This is a genomic window from Stenotrophomonas sp. 78350_Sma (assembly GCF_056482105.1).
This window is the reverse complement of the sequence record NZ_CM151182.1, coordinates 1,300,598-1,317,568: the sequence shown is the minus strand read 5'-3', so window position 1 is coordinate 1,317,568 and position 16,971 is coordinate 1,300,598. Positions and strand designations below refer to the sequence as shown.

Annotated in this window: 14 protein-coding genes; 4 read left to right on the top strand and 10 right to left on the bottom strand. The window is 66.4% G+C overall.

The features are described 5' to 3' along the window. The first annotated feature begins 5 nt into the window (after positions 1-5). From ACZK4H_RS06075 to ACZK4H_RS06065, 3 genes are read left to right on the top strand one after another with little or no spacing between them, the layout of a single operon-like run. A complete protein-coding gene (locus ACZK4H_RS06075) occupies positions 6-2,792 on the top strand; it encodes a TonB-dependent receptor plug domain-containing protein (RefSeq protein WP_099554380.1) in 2,787 nt (928 codons plus the stop codon). Positions 2,793-2,838: 46 nt separating this feature from the next. Next, positions 2,839-3,795: a hypothetical protein gene (locus ACZK4H_RS06070; RefSeq protein WP_099554378.1), complete on the top strand. Its 957-nt coding sequence runs from the start codon at positions 2,839-2,841 to the stop codon at positions 3,793-3,795. Beyond that, positions 3,792-4,511, top strand: coding sequence for a hypothetical protein (locus ACZK4H_RS06065; RefSeq protein WP_099554376.1), 720 nt, complete (start codon positions 3,792-3,794; stop codon positions 4,509-4,511). The genes ACZK4H_RS06070 and ACZK4H_RS06065 overlap by 4 nt, the downstream gene beginning before the upstream one ends. 52 nt (positions 4,512-4,563) lie before the next feature. Here the strand turns inward: ACZK4H_RS06065 and ACZK4H_RS06060 are convergent, their stop codons facing one another. From ACZK4H_RS06060 to murJ, 7 genes are all read right to left on the bottom strand, one after another. After that, entirely contained in the window at positions 4,564-5,229 is a 666-nt protein-coding gene (locus ACZK4H_RS06060; RefSeq protein WP_099554374.1) for a lysoplasmalogenase, read from the bottom strand. Beyond that, entirely contained in the window at positions 5,226-7,109 is a 1,884-nt protein-coding gene (locus ACZK4H_RS06055; RefSeq protein WP_099554372.1) for a M61 family metallopeptidase, read from the bottom strand. The genes ACZK4H_RS06060 and ACZK4H_RS06055 overlap by 4 nt, the downstream gene beginning before the upstream one ends. A 285-nt stretch (positions 7,110-7,394) precedes the next feature. Next, on the bottom strand, positions 7,395-8,345 hold the full coding sequence (ispH, locus tag ACZK4H_RS06050; protein WP_049428543.1) for a 4-hydroxy-3-methylbut-2-enyl diphosphate reductase: 951 nt from the start codon (positions 8,343-8,345) through the stop codon (positions 7,395-7,397). 27 nt (positions 8,346-8,372) lie between these two features. Beyond that, positions 8,373-8,897: a signal peptidase II gene (gene lspA / locus ACZK4H_RS06045; protein WP_099554370.1), complete on the bottom strand. Its 525-nt coding sequence runs from the start codon at positions 8,895-8,897 to the stop codon at positions 8,373-8,375. Beyond that, entirely contained in the window at positions 8,897-11,728 is a 2,832-nt protein-coding gene (gene ileS / locus ACZK4H_RS06040; protein WP_099554368.1) for an isoleucine--tRNA ligase, read from the bottom strand. Before ileS ends, lspA begins: the two co-directional genes overlap by 1 nt. Beyond that, on the bottom strand, positions 11,725-12,672 hold the full coding sequence (locus ACZK4H_RS06035; protein WP_099554366.1) for a bifunctional riboflavin kinase/FAD synthetase: 948 nt from the start codon (positions 12,670-12,672) through the stop codon (positions 11,725-11,727). The genes ileS and ACZK4H_RS06035 overlap by 4 nt, the downstream gene beginning before the upstream one ends. Before the next feature lie 75 nt (positions 12,673-12,747). Beyond that, complete coding sequence (murJ, locus tag ACZK4H_RS06030; protein ID WP_099554364.1) at positions 12,748-14,352, bottom strand: murein biosynthesis integral membrane protein MurJ; 1,605 nt, start codon at positions 14,350-14,352, stop codon at positions 12,748-12,750. 117 nt (positions 14,353-14,469) lie between these two features. Between murJ and rpsT the strand changes: the two genes are divergently transcribed. Beyond that, positions 14,470-14,739, top strand: coding sequence for a 30S ribosomal protein S20 (gene rpsT / locus ACZK4H_RS06025; protein ID WP_005408560.1), 270 nt, complete (start codon positions 14,470-14,472; stop codon positions 14,737-14,739). A 223-nt stretch (positions 14,740-14,962) separates the two neighbouring features. Here the strand turns inward: rpsT and cgtA are convergent, their stop codons facing one another. The 3 genes from cgtA to rplU all read right to left on the bottom strand — a co-directional run bounded on the left by cgtA (position 14,963) and on the right by rplU (position 16,799). After that, positions 14,963-16,015, bottom strand: a complete 1,053-nt coding sequence (cgtA, locus tag ACZK4H_RS06020) for an Obg family GTPase CgtA (RefSeq protein WP_006424789.1) — start codon at positions 16,013-16,015, stop codon at positions 14,963-14,965. A gap of 193 nt (positions 16,016-16,208) precedes the next feature. Further along, entirely contained in the window at positions 16,209-16,472 is a 264-nt protein-coding gene (rpmA, locus tag ACZK4H_RS06015) for a 50S ribosomal protein L27 (protein ID WP_005415704.1), read from the bottom strand. Positions 16,473-16,490: 18 nt separating this feature from the next. After that, positions 16,491-16,799, bottom strand: a complete 309-nt coding sequence (gene rplU / locus ACZK4H_RS06010) for a 50S ribosomal protein L21 (RefSeq protein WP_005408557.1) — start codon at positions 16,797-16,799, stop codon at positions 16,491-16,493. Positions 16,800-16,971: the final 172 nt, after the last annotated feature.

The window sequence follows — 16,971 nt, the reverse complement described above, 5'->3', positions numbered from 1 at the left end:
CGGTGATGGCAGGACCAGGCGCGCTGCAGTGGGGGCTGCTCCGCCCCCTGCTGTGCCTGGCGCTGCTGGTCGCCGCGCCGCCTGCCGCCCTCGCAGGCGGTCCGGCTGCCACCCACGACTACCACATCAACGCTGGCCCGTTGACTTCGGCATTGCAGCAGTGGGCACGGCAAAGCGGCATCGCACTGGTGTTCGATGCCCGGGAGCTCGCGGGGCTCCATGCCAACGGCACCCATGGCCTGGCCGATCCGGCATCGGCCCTGAAACAGCTGGTCGCCGGCATGCCGGTGACCATCCTTCGAACACCGTCCGGAGGCTTCGTGGTCCGCCGCATCCGCGTCGCGCCCGTCGTCGCGCCGCCGGTTCCGGCAACGGTGGCGCCGCGCCCACGCACGCCTCCGCCATCCCCGCCCCAGGTAGACCTGGCGCCGATCCATGTCACCGGCAGCCGATTGCCACGCACCTCCGTGCAGACCACCCTGCCGGTGACCACGATCGACCGCGCGGACATCCTGCGCAGCGGCTACGGCAGCCTGTTCGACCTGCTGCGACACCTGCCCGGCATGAACGGGCTGCCAGCGATGAGCAGCGCACGCAGTGGCGATTCGCAGTACCTGCCTGTTGGTGCGGCCGCCACCACCAGTCTGGATGGCATGGGACCGCGCGCCACCCTGTTCCTGGTCAATGGCCGGCGCCTGCCCCGCTACCCGATGGTGTCCCTGGAACAGGGCGGACTCACCGACCTGGGCGGCATTCCACTCAGCTTCGTCGAACGCATCGAACTGGTGCGCGGTGGCGCCTCGGCCATCTACGGCGCCGATGCCATGTCCGGCGTGGTCAACATCATCCTGCGTGACCAGGCCGACGGCCCGGAAGCCACGCTGCAGACCGGCCTGAGCAGCCGTGGCGACGCCGGCCAGTACCGCGTGCAGGCCGCCACTGGAGGCCTGCGCGGGAACGGCGACCGCTGGTTCGCAGGTGTCGACCTGCATCGCGTCGACCATCTGGCGGGGAACCAGCGTGACTGGCACGCAGAAACGTCGCAGTATCTGATCGGCGCCTTCCGCGAGGGCGACTACTGGCCCGCCACGCGCTGCGACGGACCCTTGAAACGACGCAATGGCGCCTGCTGGTTCGACAGCTCGCGCCCACGTTCGCTTCAACCCGCCTCTGATACCGCCTCTGCCTATCTGCGCTATCGGCATGAGCGTGGCGAGGGCCGCTACGTCTACGCCGAGGCCCGTGCCAGCCACAACCGGCAGCGCTTTGATCTGGGCCCGACCGCCGTGGCTCTCAATCTGTACGGCTACACCTTCAACAGCGTCCTGCGCGAAGCCGGCAATGTGCGTCCCCAGGTACGTGCCACCGATGCCGATCTCACCCTTGGCATCGGCCGGGACCAGGGCAGCCACAGCTGGGACGCCGGCATCAGCGCGCAGCGCAGCGACGTCACCCTGTCCACGCCAGGCACCGTGCGCGCCGCCCCCTTCGTCGAGGCCGCGCAGTCACTCAGGTTCCTGCCAGGGTTCAATGCATTGCCCGCCGATGAAGCCAAGTCGTTGTTCCCGGCGATCCGAAACCGTGGACTTACCGAGCAATGGCAGGGCTGGTGGGGCATACAGCGCGCATTGATGCCGATGCGGGGTGGCAATGCGCAGCTGGCCACCGGCATCGACCTGCGCCATGAACGCTGGACGTCCCACCCGGACACCCTGCTGAGCCAGGGCGATCTGGCACTGGGGCTGCCGCAGCAGCAGCGGCGCCTGTCGCGGCAGAGTGGCGGCGCGTATGCGGAACTGGGCCTGCCACTGACATCGGAACTGCGCATGGACCTGGCCGCGCGCTGGGACTACGACGGCGACTACACGGCATTCTCGCCCCGTGCCGGCCTGCGCTGGACGCCAACACCGCACTGGTCGTTCCTGCTGGCCAGCGGTCGCGGCTATCGCGCGCCCAGCCTGTTCGAACAGCGCCGTCCGCCAGGACAGTTCGGCACCCTCACTCTGCCCGCCTCAAGCGCACTGCCGCCCTGTGCACAGAGCGGGCCCGACGGCCGCTGCGTGGTCACTGCGGATGTGGAGGAGAACACCACGCTCAAGGCCGAGAGCTCACGCAGCCATTCGCTGGCGGCGACCTGGTCACCCAGCGATGCGTTCTCTCTGTCACTGACCCACAACATCGTCGAGCTGCGCAACGAAATCCTCGCGCTGCAGCCGGTCGATGCCGTGTGGAACCGTGATACCTGGCAGCTGGATGAGGATGGCAACCTGAGCAGCCTGCGGCTGTCGTTCGACAATATCGGCCGTACCACCTCCCGCAACTGGGTGCTGCGTGGCGAATACCGGATCGACACCGGCAGCAGCGGCCAGTGGATGTTCTCGCTGGACGCGCTGAAGCAGCAGGAGCTGCGCCGCCGTCGCGACCACGAACCGGCGATCGACCTGCGCGGGCACGTCACGCCCGAGATGGCGGCGGTCCTGAACGTGCAATGGCAGAACAGCAACTGGGACATCGCCCTGCGCGGCAACCAGGTGGGCCGCACCCGTGCATGGCTGCCCGGCGACGAGTGCCCGCAGCGGCAGATCGACCGGAACCACTGCATGAATCCGCGCCAGCTGCGCTGGAACCTGCACCTGGCGCGCCGCCTGGGTCCGCGCGTCATCGCGGCACTGGACGTGCACAACGTGCTTGATGCGCAACCGGTGAACTACCTGGTCGGCAATGGTGGGCAGATGCCGGGACTGGACGATCCACTGGGCCGCTACTACCTGCTTACCCTGCAGTTCCGCTGAGCGTAGTACGCTACGCGGCCTGTTCCACCGGCCCGCCACCTCCCCCATGAAAGCCTATCTCTGGTTCTGGGGCGCGTTCCTGCTGTTCTTCGCGTTGCCATTTCCCTGCATTCTCTATTTCGGCACCTCGTGGCCGGTGGCCCTGGTCGACCGCAGTGCACCATGGCTGGCACTGCTGCTGCTCGCCCTGTCACTGAACGCATGGCTGGCCCTGCTGCTCGCCTTCCTGCATACCCTGCTGCTCGGACCACCGCGCGCCCTGCATCGCGTGCATTCGATCCTCGCCGATGGCGAACCTCGTGATGCGCTGATCGAACACGCCGAACAGACCGGCGTGCAGGTGCGTGGCTTCGCGCAATGGAAACTGCAGTTGTCCTTCCAGAATCTGTCGGGCACCCCGATCCGCGAACAGCTGCTGGTGGTCGACAGCAAACCCCAGCTGCATCGATTCGAGGTGGGCAGGCACATCGATGCGCGCCTGAACCGGATGCCGGGCGCGTTCCCGAACGTGGTACTGGACGGTGCCCAGCCCGAACTGAACGTCGCCAGCCTGTGGCGGCGAAGCATCGGCGCTGCGATCGGCATCGTCCTGGTGGCCGCCGCCTATGTGGCGGCCTACCGCCTGCAGAGCGAGGGCCTGGGCTGGACCTTCCTGTCCTTCGGCCACCCGCTGCTGGTGTGCCCGCTGGTGCTGTGCGGGTACATATTGGGGTTGCGCCTGCTTGGCCGCCTTTTGCAGGCTGATGCGCGCGGCGATGCGCTGAAGTATCGCGGCATCGGCGTGGAGGCCAGGGTACTGAAGGTGCGCCAGACCGGCACCTACCTCAACGAGCAGCCGCAGGTGGAGTTCCAGCTGGAGTACACCGATCGTGACGGCGATATGCAGCGCGCCAGCGTGCGTCGCTTCATTCCACTGATCGACCTGGCCAACATCCCGCGCGAACACGTGACCCTGCTGTACGACCCGGATGACCATGGCAACGTGCGCCTGGAGGGCGTGTGAAGCAGCCTCCTTCCACCCGACGGGTGTTTTCGCTGGTGCTGCTGGCGCTGGCTGGCGTGGCCGTTGCCGGCGGTGCATTGGGAACCATCGCCGAGACACTGGGACATCCGGTGCGGCCCGACCTTTCGCCAAGGCCACTTGCCTCGCAGCCACCGCGCGAGCAGGCCGACTCACTGGCAACGGCACCCGGACTGCAGCCCGCCCTGATGCCCGAACGCAGCAACCGGCTGTTCGATTCGGAATACCTGCAGGGCGCACGCCAGGCACTGGAGCAGTTGCCCGCATTGTCCGGACACCGGCTGACGGTATTCCACAGCATCCACTTCTACGACGATGGCCGCATCAACCTCGATCTGGTCGATCCGCAACAGCCGGGTCACGTCGACAGCTATCACTTCGAACGTGGCCAGTGGCGCAAGGGCAACCCGGTGAACCCCCAGCAGTTCGCACCCACCATCAGCCTGCAGCGCAGCAGCACCCCGCTGGCCAACATCGATTTCGATGCTGTACCACGCGTGGCCAAGGCACTGCAGGAACAACGCAACGCATTGCAGAACCCGGCCTCGGAAGTCGGCCACGTCTACGTAATCGTCCGCAAGGCCGGCAGGCTGGCATGGCTGCCGGACGAGGTCGCCGGCGACCGCGAATCGGCCCGCCTGCAGTTCGACGCACGGGGCGTCGCACGCAGCGTCAAAAAAGGGGACGGAGGGAATTAAGTCGCCATCGGCATCAAGGCAATTACGACTTAATCCCCTCCGTCCCCATTTTCTATTTTACGGAGCGGGCGATGGCGTACTGCGCGGCGTAGTAGGTGGACAACACCAGCAGGCTGGCCAGCGGCAGGCCACCGGCAAAGCGGTCCCAGGCCAGCAATGAATCGCTGGCCACGAACAGCACGGCACCGGTTGCCGCCCAGCGTGCACTGCACGGTTCCGGTGCGGCCGCCTGAGGACGCGCCCATGCGCGTGCAAGCGCCAACACCGCCATCGACGCCAGCACCACCACGTAGGCCAGCACCGGGATGCGCATAGGCACCGGCAGGTACGGCCACAAGCCAAGCACGTTGAGCGTGGCGAAGGCACCCAGCAGCACACTGGCGCCAACCAGGCCACGACCGGCACGCAGGCCAGCGCGGAAGGCGACGATGTAGCAGACGTGCGCCAACAGGAACGCGACCAGCCCCGGCACGAACGCGTCCATCGGCAGCATCAGCGCGATGTCGCCCACGCACGACAGTAGCATGCCGGCCAGCACCGCGCGGCGGTAGAACGGCTGCGCCGGATCATGCACGCGCCAGGCGATGGCGGCGATCAGCAGCGTGGTGGTCGGCTTGGCCAGCCAGTGCAGCCAACGCCCATCGCCGTGCAGGAATGCGCCCACGATGGCGAGGATCGCCATCAACAGGATCACGCCATCGCGGGCGCGCGGCTTCATCGTGCCTTCCACAGATCCGCAAGGCGGTCAGGCTTGCCGGCAATGCGCTCAAGCACCGGGTACTGCAGGCCATCGTGGTAGTCGATGTTCATCGCTTCAATGCGGTCGAACTGCTTCACCAGCAGCATGATCGGCGCCTTGTCCTTCGCTGCCGCAGCCACCGCGTCCTTCAGCCGCTGGCTGCTGTATTCGCGGCCGCCAACCGCGATCACCTTCATGCCCGGCGCCAGCCCTGCGTTGAACGCCGGGCTGTCCCAGATCACATCACCGACCGAACCGCTGTCGAGCACGGTGGCACCCAGCGAGTAGGCCAGCAATGCCGCCTTGGCACGCTTTTCCTGCGCCTTGTAGGCGTCGTTCGGGGTATCGCGGTAGACCAGCTTCCAGCCGGCCAGCTCCAGGCCGCCAGTCAACGAACCGTGCCCGTCCAGTCGCCCGCGCAGGAACGTGGCCCAGTCATACGGCGCGATGCCGTTCAAGGTCGCGACCACGTCATCAAAGGTGTACGGGTTGACGTCCCAGTCACCATTGCCGACGCCGAAGAATGCACGTGCGAAGTCGTCCAGGCTGCGACGGTTGCCGCTCAGTTCGCGCAGCTTGCCCTCCACTTCCAGCCACAGCATCTGGCCGCCGGAGTAGTAGTCCTCGCTCATCTGGTAGTTGCGGTAAGGCAACGTGCGGCGCTGGGCGATGGTCGGGTCGTTGGTGGTGTCCTGCAGCGGGCGCCAGGCAAGGCCCGGGCGACCGCGGTCATAGGTCGCGGCCACATTGGCCAGCATGTCGCGCGCCTGCGCGACCGACCACAGCCCCGAGCGTGCGGCCAGCACCTGGCCCCAGAACTGGGTCTGGCCCTCGTACACCCACAGCAGGCTGTCGCCCATCGGCACGTTGAAGTTGGCGGTGGCCAGGTCGGCGCCACGGCGGTACTTGCCGTTCCAGGAATGGGTGTATTCGTGCGGCAACAGGTCACGCATCCAGGCATTGCTGTCCCACTCGGTGAAATAGCCCGGGTCGGCACTGTTCTCGCTGGAGCGGTGATGCTCCAGGCCGATGCCGCCGAGGCGGTCGGTCAACGCCAGCAGGAATTCATAGTGGTTGTAGTGACGCGCGCCATAGAGCTTGTCGGCCTGCTGCACCAGCGCGCGATGCATCGTGATCTGCGCCTCGCTCGGCTTCAACGATTTGGCGTCGTCAGCGAACACGTTGAGGTGCACCGGCACCTTCGCGCCCGGGTCGAGATCGATGCGCTGGTAGTGCTCGCCCGCGAACAACGGCGAATCGACCAGATGGTCATAGGAGATCGGCTTGAACACCACGGTGTCACCGTCGCGACGCGCGGTCTCCAGCGCAGTGGCGAACGACCAGCCCTTGGGCAGGGTCACGCTGGCCTGCACCTGCAGGTTGCGCGCATCGACGCCGGCCGGATACAACGAGTTGGCGTTCCACTGCAGGTTGAGCATTTCCGGGGTCATCACCACCCGGCCCTGGCTGCCGCCCTGCGAGGACAGGAAATCGAAGTGGGCGACGATCTCGCTCACGCCCTCGGGCACGTCCACCTTGAACGCATAGACGTTGAACTGGTCACGCTGCCAGGCCAACGGTTTGCCGTTGGCAGTCACGCGCAGGCCGGCCAGCTTGTCGATCGGGCCGGTGGGCGAATGGTTGCCGGGAATCCACTGCGGGTACAGCAGGGTCATCGGGCCCGGCTTGGCCGGCACGGTGGCGGTCACCTTGAAGATGCGCCGGGCCAGGTCGCGCGCATCCACATCGATGCGCAGCAGGCCGGGAGCCGCCGCGTCCGCCGGTGGCGAGATCTGCGCCAGTGCAGGCGTGGCCGCCAGCGCGAACAGCAACGACATGGCCAGGGCTCGGGTCTTCATCGGCAGCATCCAACAACGGAGAATCTTCCGATGCTAGGCCTGTAAAGTGCCCCGCCCCATGGCCAAAGGTCATGGGCGGTGCGCCCATCCGCGCATGCCCGAAAGCGTGCGAACCAAGGTTCGCACCCACGGTGTGCTGGTTCGCACCCACGGTGTGCTGGTTCGCACCCACGGTGTGCTGGTTCGCACCCACCTTGTGCTGGTTCGCACCCACCGTGTGCTGGTTTGCACCCACCAGAGCGGTTTCGGTAGATCCACGCCATGCGTGGATGAGGCCTTCCCCGGTCAATCCACCAGACGCAGGCGCAGTTCCTTCGGCAGCGCGAACACCATCGATTCCGGTTCGCCATCCAGCTCGCCCACGCCGCTGGCACCCAGCTCGGCCAGGCGTGCCAGCACGCCATCGACCAGTACCTGCGGTGCCGAGGCACCGGCAGTGACGCCGATGTGCTGCTTGCCCACCACCCATGCCGGGTCGATTTCATGCGCACCGTCGATCAGGTAGCTTTCCACGCCTTCACGACGGGCCAGCTCGCTCAGTCGGTTGGAATTGGAGCTGTTCGGCGAACCGACCACGAGCACCAGATCGCAGCGCTTGGCCAGGTCGCGCACAGCGTCCTGGCGGTTCTGCGTGGCGTAGCAGATGTCGTCGTTCTTCGGGCCCTGCATCGCCGGGAAGCGCTCACGCAGCGCATCGATGATGCCGCGCGTGTCGTCCACCGACAGCGTGGTCTGGGTCGTGTAGGCGAAATTCTCTGGCTGGTTGATGTGCAGCGTGGCAACCTGCTCCACGTCCTCCACCAGGTAGATCTGGCCCGTACCGGCTTCGCGGTTCCACTGGCCCATGGTGCCTTCCACTTCCGGGTGACCGGCGTGGCCGATCAGCACCACGTCACGACCGGCACGGCAGTGGCGGGCGACTTCGAAGTGGACCTTGGTCACCAGCGGGCAGGTGGCGTCGAACACCTTCAGGCCGCGGCGTTCGGCTTCCTGGCGCACGGCCTGGGAGACGCCGTGTGCGCTGAAGATGACCGTGTTGTTGTCCGGCACTTCGTCCAGTTCCTCGACGAAGATCGCACCGCGCTGCTTCAGGTCGTCCACCACGAAGCGGTTGTGCACCACTTCATGGCGGACGTAGATGGGCGCGCCCAGCGTTTCGATCGCGCGCTTGACGATCTCGATCGCACGATCGACACCGGCACAGAAACCACGCGGGTTGGCGAGCAGCACATCCATCAGTTCAATCTCCCGGCAGCGGCCGGCTTACGGTTTCGGGTTGGCATTATCCGCCTTTTTGGCGGACTTGCCTTCGAACAGGCCAAACAGGGCGATGCCGATGGCACCGACCACGATGGCCGAATCGGCGATGTTGAACGAGGGCCAGGTATAGCTGCCCACGTACCACTGGATGAAATCGACCACATGACCATGCACCTGGCGGTCGATCACGTTGCCGATCGCGCCGCCGATGATCAGCGCATACGGCACGGCCGCCTTCCAGTTGCCACGGGCGGTGCCGCGCAGCCACCAGGCCATCAGGCCGCTGATGACGATCGCCAGCACGGTGAAGAAGTGCTTCTGCCAGCCACCAGCGTCGCTCAGGAAACTGAACGCCGCACCGGTGTTGTAGGTGCGGTACCAGTTCCAGAAGCCGTCGATGACCACCACCGGCTGGAACTCCGGCAGGCTCGACAGGACCCAGGCCTTGGACCACTGGTCCAGCCCGATGATGGCCGCCGACAGCAGCAGCCAGACCAGGGCGTTCGGGTGCGGACGGGGCGCGGCCATCAGAACCAGCTCCGCACTTCACCGGCGCCGGTGATGTTGCTCACGCAGCGGCCACACAGTTCCGGATGGTCGGCGCTGCTGCCGACATCGGCACGGTGGTGCCAGCAGCGCACGCACTTGGCCTTGGTGGTCGGCTGGGCGCTGACGAACACCTCGTCGGTGGTCGCCGGGCGCACCTGCACGTCGCCGCTGATGAACAGGAAACGCAGTTCATCGGCCAGCGGCTGCCAGCGCGCTGCCTGCTCTTCGCTGGCAGCGATGGTGATCTCCGCTTCCAGTGCGGCACCGATCGCGCCGTTGGCACGCATCGGCTCGAGCACCTTGGCCACCTGCTCACGCACGGCCAGCAGCTGGTCGAAGTCGGTGGCGTTGAGCTGGGCATCGGCCGGCAGCGGCGCCAGGCCGTCGTACCAGGTGGTGAACAGCACGTGGCCAGCACGTTCGCCCGGCAGGTAGCCCCACAGCTCGTCGGCGGTGAAGGTCAGGATCGGTGCGACCCAGCGGGTGAACGCTTCGGCGATGTGGTACATCGCGCTCTGTGCCGAACGACGACCGTGCGAATCGGTCGGCATCGTGTACAGGCGGTCCTTGGTCACGTCCAGGTACAGCGAGCCCAGGTCCACGCTGCAGAAGTTCAGCAGCAGCTGCACGATCTCGGCCATGTTGTAGCCGTCGTAGGCGGCCTTGATCTTCTCCTGCAGCTCCCACGCGCGATGCACGATCCAACGGTCCAGCGCGACCATCTGGTCGAGCGGGCGCAGGTGCTGGGCCGGATCGAAGCCGTCCAGGTTGCCGAGCAGGAAGCGCGCGGTGTTGCGCAGGCGACGGTAGGCGTCGGCGTTGCGCTTGAGGATCTCCTGCGACAGCGACATCTCGTTGCTGTAGTCGGCCGAGGCGATCCACAGGCGCAGGATGTCCGCGCCCAGCTTGTTCATGATGTCCTGCGGCTCAATGCCGTTGCCCAGCGACTTGGACATCTTGCGGCCCTGCTCGTCCACGGTGAAGCCGTGGGTCAGGCACTGCTTGTACGGCGCGCGCTTGTCGATCGCCACGCCGGTCAGCAGCGAGGACTGGAACCAGCCGCGATGCTGGTCGGAACCTTCCAGGTACAGGTCGGCCGGCTTGCCGAAGCCACGCGCGGCAAGCACGCCCTCATGGGTCACGCCCGAATCAAACCAGACGTCGAGGATGTCGGTGACCTTTTCGTAGTCGGCCGCTTCGGCGCCCAGCAGTTCGGCGGCATCCAGCGAGTACCACACGTCGATGCCCTCGGCTTCGACACGGTCGGCGACCTGCTGCATCAGCTCCACCGAGCGCGGGTGGATCTCGCCGGTCTGGCGATGGGTGAACAGTGCGATCGGCACGCCCCAGGTGCGCTGGCGCGAGATCGTCCAGTCCGGGCGACCGTCGACCATGCTCTGGATGCGCGCCTTGCCCCAGCTCGGGAACCAGCCGACGGTGTCGATGGCGGCCAGCGCATCGTTGCGCAGGTTGGCCTTGTCCATCGAGATGAACCACTGCGGGGTGGCGCGGAACACCACCGGCTTCTTGTGACGCCAGCAGTGCGGGTAGCTGTGGCGGATCGGATGGAAGGCCAGCAGCGCACCGTTGTCACGCAGCACGCCGACGATGGCCTCCTGCGCCTGCCATAGATGTTGGCCAGCCAGCACCACGTCACCGGCCGGCGGGGTCGATTCCAGGTATACGCCACGGCCGTCGATCGGGGTGATCTGGCCGGCGTTGTACTTGTCCAGCAGGCCGTACTTCTGGCTGACCACGAAGTCTTCCTGGCCGTGGCCGGGGGCGGTGTGCACCGCACCGGTACCGTCCTCGTCGGACACATGGTCGCCGTTGAGCACCAGGATCTCGCGTTCCGGGTAGAACGGATGCGCCAGCAGCTGGTTTTCCAGCGCCGCACCGGTGGTTTCACCGTGCAGCACCACCTCGTCCACGCCATAGCGCTGCAGCGCGCGCTCGGCCAGGGCCACGGCCAGCACCAGCCAACGGCGCTTGCCGTTGTGGGCCGGGCCTTCGGCCAGCACATAGTTGATCTCCGCACCCAGCGACACCGCCAGCGAGGCCGGCAGCGTCCACGGGGTGGTGGTCCAGATCGACACCGCCACCTCGACGTCAGCCGGCACGCTCACGCCGAACGCCTGGCCGATGGCCTGTGCGTCACGCGCGGCGTAGGCCACGTCGATCGCCGGCGATTCCTTTTCGTGGTACTCGATCTCCGCCTCGGCCAGCGCCGAACCGCAGTCGAAGCACCAGTACACCGGCTTGGCGCCGCGCACCAGGTGACCGTTGGCCACGATCTTGGCCAGCGCACGGATCTCGTTGGCTTCGAAGTCGAAGCTCAGGGTCTTGTACGGGTTGTCCCAGTCACCGGTCACGCCCAGGCGCTTGAAGTCCACGCGCTGGATGTTGATCTGCTCTTCGGCGAACTCGCGGCACTTCTGGCGGAACTCGACGGCGTCGAGCTTCACGCCCACCTTGCCCCACTTCTTTTCGACCGCGATCTCGATCGGCAGGCCATGGCAATCCCAGCCCGGCACGTAGGGCGCATCGAAGCCGGCCAGGTAGCGCGACTTGACGATGATGTCCTTCAGGATCTTGTTGACCGCGTGGCCCAGGTGGATGCGGCCGTTGGCGTACGGCGGGCCGTCATGCAGCACGAACAGCGGGCGGCCGGCGGCGTTGTCGCGCAGCTGCTGGTAGAGCCCCTGCGCCTCCCACTGCGCCAGAATGCCCGGCTCGCGCTTGGGCAGGTCGCCGCGCATCGGGAATTCGGTGGCTGGCAGGTTCAGGGTGGTCTTGTAGTCCTGGCTCACGCAGTGGCTCGCAATCTATGTTCGGAAAGGATGGCGCGCGCCTGTTCGGCGTCGCGGTGCATCTGGTCGGTCAGGGCCGCCAGATCATTGAATTTCTCTTCGTCGCGCAGCTTGGCGACGAACTCCACGTCGATGTGGCGCCCGTACAGGTCGCCCTGGAAATCGAACAGGTGGGCTTCCAGCAGCGGCTCCACGCCCTCCACCGTCGGCCGCGTGCCGAAGCTGGAGACCGACGGCCACGGCTGGTCGAACACGCCGTGCACCCAGGTCGCGTAGATGCCCGACAGCGCCGGCGTCTTCGGGAAGCGCAGGTTGGCAGTAGGGAAGCCCAGCGTGCGGCCGAGCTGGCGCCCGCGCACCACCCGGCCGCTGATCGCGTACGGACGGCCGAGCAGGTCGTTGGCACGGGCGAAGTCGCCCTCCTGCAGCAGCTGGCGGATGCGGGTGCTGGAAATGCGTTCGCCATGCAGGTCGACCGCTTCGATTTCGCCGGCGCTGAACCCCAGCTCGGCGCCCATCGCCTGCAGCAGGGCCAGGTCGCCACGGCGGCGGTTGCCGAAGCAGAACTCCGGGCCGATCCAGACTTCGCGGGCGTTCAGGCGCTGCACAAGCAGCTGGCGTACGAAGGTCTCGGCCGGCATCGCTGCCATTGCCGCGTCGAAGCGCAGCAGGCCGACCGCATCGACGCCCAGCTCGCGCAGGATCTCGACCTTGCTGCGCGCCAGGGTCAGCCGCGGCGGCGGCGTGCCCTGGGCGAAGAATTCACGCGGCAACGGCTCGAAGGCCACGGCCACGGCGGCCACGCCCAAGGCGCGCGCGCGGGCAACCGCATGGCGCACCAGCGCACGATGGCCCAGGTGGAGGCCGTCGAATGCACCGATACAGACCACGCTTCCGTTGGGGAACAGCTCCCCGCCCTCGACGCTTCTGAACAGCCTGCTCATCAACTCTCGTTCCGGCCCGACCGGGGCCGCCGCTTCAATGGTGTAACCCTGAAGTATAGCCGCCACGGGCCGCGATCAATGCCCGCGCAGGTCGCGCGGGCGGAAGCCCATCGCCAGCATGGCCACCGCGTAGGTCGCACCACCGCCGCCGACCAGCAGCGACAGGCTGCCGATCCGCTCCCACACGCCCATCGCCGAGAATGCCGGCAGCCAGTGCAGCAGGGCCAGCAGCGCGGCGACCATGGCCACGCAGGCCAGCAGCAGGCGCAGCAGATAGCCGCCCCAGCCCGGTCGGCGCTGGTAGACATCGGTCTTGCCCAGCCAGTACCACAGCAGGCCCAGATTCAGGTAACTGGACAATGCGCTGGCAATGCCCAGCGCCAGATGCAGGCCGGGCTGCTTGCCGATGGCCGCCATCACGCCCTGCGCTTTCAGTTCGTCCGGCACCATTACCTGGTACAGCACCGCCAGCAGGGCGAAGTTGAACACCATGTTGGCCACCAGCGCGGCCACACCGGCGCGCACCGGGGTCTTGGTGTCCTGCCGGGCGTAGAAAGCGGGCAACACCACCTTCAGCAAGGCGAACGCCGGCAGGCCGAAGCTCAGGCCGTACACCGACAGCGCGGTCATGCGGGTATCGAAGGCACTGAACTGGCCGTGCTGGAAGATGGTGGCGATCAGCGGCTCGGCCAGCAGCAGCAGGCCCAGCATCGCCGGCACCGAGATCAGCAGGGTCATGCGCAGGCCCCAGTCCAGCGAGCGCGAGAAGCCCTCGCGGTCGGTGCTGACGTGGTGACGGGCCAGCGCCGGCAGGATCACCGTGCCCAGCGCCACGCCGAACACGCCCAGCGGCAGCTCCAGGAAGCGGTCGGCCAGCGACAGCCAGGACTGCGAGCCGTCGGTCAGCTTGGCCGCGATCACCGTATCCAGCAGCAGGTTGATCTGCGCCACCGAGGAACCGAACAGGGTCGGCACCATCAGCGTCATCACCTTGCGCACACCCGGATGGCTCCAACCCCAGCGCGGCAGGGTCAGCAGGTTGATGCCCTTCAGCGAGGGCAGCTGGAACAGCAGCTGCAGGAGGCCGGCAGCCAGCACCGCCCAGCCCAGCGCCAGGATCTGCTTCTCTGGAGTGCCGCCCAGCCGCGGGGCCAGCCAAAGCGCACCGGCGATCATGCACAGGTTGAGGATGACCGGGGTCAGCGCCGGCATGGCAAAGCGCTGGAAGCTGTTCAGCGCGCCGCCGGCCAGGGCGGTGAGCGAGACGAACAGCAGGAACGGGAAGGTCAGGCGGAACAGGTCGACCAGCAGGCCCTGCTTGACCGGGTCGGTATCAACGCCGCTTGAGAAGACCGAGGCCAGCTGCGGCGCGAAGATCAGCGCCAGCGCGGTGACCAGCATCAGCACCCCACCCAGGGTGCCGGCGGTCCGGGCCATCAGTTCGCGCAGCTCGGCGTGGCTGCGGGTTTCCTTCACTTCCGTGAACACCGGCACGAAAGCGGTGGCGAAAGAGCCTTCGGCGAACAACCGGCGCAGGAAATTGGGTACCCTGAAGGCGACCCAGAAAGCATCAGTGATGGCGTTGGTGCCGAACGTGGTGGTCACCACGAAGTCCCGGACAAGTCCGAGAACGCGCGAGACCATGGTCATGCTGCTGAACGACAGCAGGCCCCGCAACAACTTGGGTGAACTCACTCAGCGTCCCTCTTGACAATCGACTTGACGTGCATTTCTTACGCCATCATACTAGCTAGCTTGCTGTTCCCATAACACCGATTTTTTCAGGAAACCACCACCGTGGCCAATATCAAGTCCGCCAAGAAGCGCGCCAAGCAGACCGTCGTGCGCAACGCGCGCAACGTGGCTCAGCGCTCGATGCTGCGCACCGCTGTCAAGAAAGTGATCAAGGCGCTGGACGCCAACGATGCCGCCGGCGCCGAAGCCGCCTTCGCCGTTGCCCAGCCGATCCTGGATCGTTTCAGCGCGCGTGGCCTGATCCACAAGAACAAGGCTGCTCGCCACAAGAGCCGCCTGAACGACCGCATCAAGGCCCTCAAGGCCGCCTGATACGGCGTTGCCGCCCTGCCCTTCGGGGCGCGGGCAGCAGACAAAAGCCCGGCCCCGGCCGGGTTTTTTGTTGCCTGCGATCCGGGCGATCCACGGGGTCCGCGCGACCGGTAGTGCCGGCCGCTGGCCGGCAGCCCCAGCAAATTGCCGGCCAGCGGCCGGCGCTACCGGAAGATGAAAAACCCGGCCGAAGCCGGGTTTTTCGTGCGGAACCACAACGGCATCACTGCGCGTTGCGGGCTTCCAGCTCGTCTTCCTTCTGGCGATCGAAGAAGGCCATGATCCGGCTCATGATCGGGAAGGTCCCTTCGCGGCCCAGCGCGGAAACCAGGAACCACGGCTCCTTCCAGCCCAGCTCGGCGACGATCTGCTCGGCGGCGGCCTTGGCCTCGTCCTCGAACATCAGGTCAGCCTTGTTCAGCACCAGCCAGCGCGGCTTGTTCAGCAGTTCCGGATCGTGCTTTTCCAGTTCGCGTTCGATCGCACGCACCTGCTCAACCGGGGAAATACCTTCCACGCCACCTTCCATCGGCGAGATGTCCACCAGGTGCAGCAGCAAGCGGGTGCGCTGCAGGTGGCGCAGGAACTGCGCGCCCAGGCCGGCACCGTCGGCCGCGCCCTCGATCAGGCCCGGAATATCGGCGATCACGAAGCTGCGGTAGTTCTCCACCTTCACCACACCCAGGTTCGGGTACAGCGTGGTGAACGGGTAATCAGCCACCTTCGGCGTCGCCGCAGAAACGGCGCGGATCAGGGTGCTCTTGCCGGCGTTGGGGAAGCCCAGCAGGCCGACGTCGGCCAGCAGCTTCAGCTCCAGCTTCAGCGTGCGCTCTTCGCCCGGCTCGCCCGGCAGCGCCTGGCGCGGCGAGCGGTTGGTCGAGCTCTTGAAGTGCATGTTGCCCAGGCCACCACGGCCGCCCTTGGCCACCAGCAGGCGGTCGTTGTGCTGGGTCAGGTCGCCGATGACTTCATCGGTGGCAACGTTGATCACCACGGTGCCGACCGGCACGGTGATGGTCAGGTCTTCGCCGCCCTTGCCATAGGCCTGGCGGCCCATGCCGTTCTCGCCGCGCTGCGCCTTGAAGATGCGGTCATGGCGGAAGTCGACCAGGGTGTTCAGGTTCTCGTCGGCGCGGATGTACACGCTGCCGCCCGCACCGCCGTCGCCGCCGTCCGGGCCGCCGAGCGGAATGAACTTCTCGCGACGGAAGCCAATGCAGCCGTTGCCGCCGTTGCCGGCGAACACTTCGATTTCTGCTTCGTCTACCAGTTTCATTGTTTCGATGCCTGCGATGGGCGCGGCCTGCGGGCCGCCGCCTTGAATGTCATGCCGGCCGCGGGCCGGCAACCCGGCATGGCCGGTCTTGCGTTCACTCTAACGAAAAGCCCCGCCGAAGCGGGGCTCTCCATGCAGCGTGCTCTTCATCCAGCACGGCCATGCCAAGGCATGGGCGCCGGCGATGCCTGGATCAGGCGTCGGCCGAGACGATGCTGACGGTACGACGCTTCTTGGCGCCCTTGACCGAGAACTCCACCTTGCCGTCCACGAGGGCGAACAGGGTGTGGTCACGGCCCAGGCCAACGCCCGAACCCGGGTGGAACTGGGTGCCGCGCTGACGCACGATGATGTTGCCGGCTTCGATGGCCTGGCCGCCGAAGATCTTGACGCCCAGGTACTTCGGGTTGGAGTCGCGACCGTTGCGCGAGGAGCCTACGCCCTTTTTATGTGCCATGACTGCTTCTCCTGATGCTTAGCCGGCGATGCCGGTGATCTCGATTTCGGTGTAGTACTGACGGTGACCCTGACGCTTCATGTGGTGCTTGCGGCGACGGAACTTGATGATCCGGACCTTGTCAGCACGACCCTGGGACAGGACCTTGGCGGTGACGGCAGCGCCCTTCAGCGCATCGCCCAGCTTCACGCCGTCGCTGTCACCCAGCATCAGGATGTTGTCAAACTTGATCTCGCTGCCGACTTCGACTTCGAGCTTTTCAATGCGGAGCTTTTCGCCCTGCGCCACGCGGTATTGCTTACCGCCGGTGACCAGTACTGCGTACATGACCAGGCCTTCCTCTGTAGTTATTGTGGTCTGAGCTGCCGCCATCGAGGGCGGACAGGAGCGGGATTGTACGCAGATCAGCGCGCGTGGGTCAAGTCAACCCCTGAACGGTCCGGGAGGCCCGGTCGGAACGGGGTCAGATCCCTTTTCACACTGTGAAAAGGGATCTGAC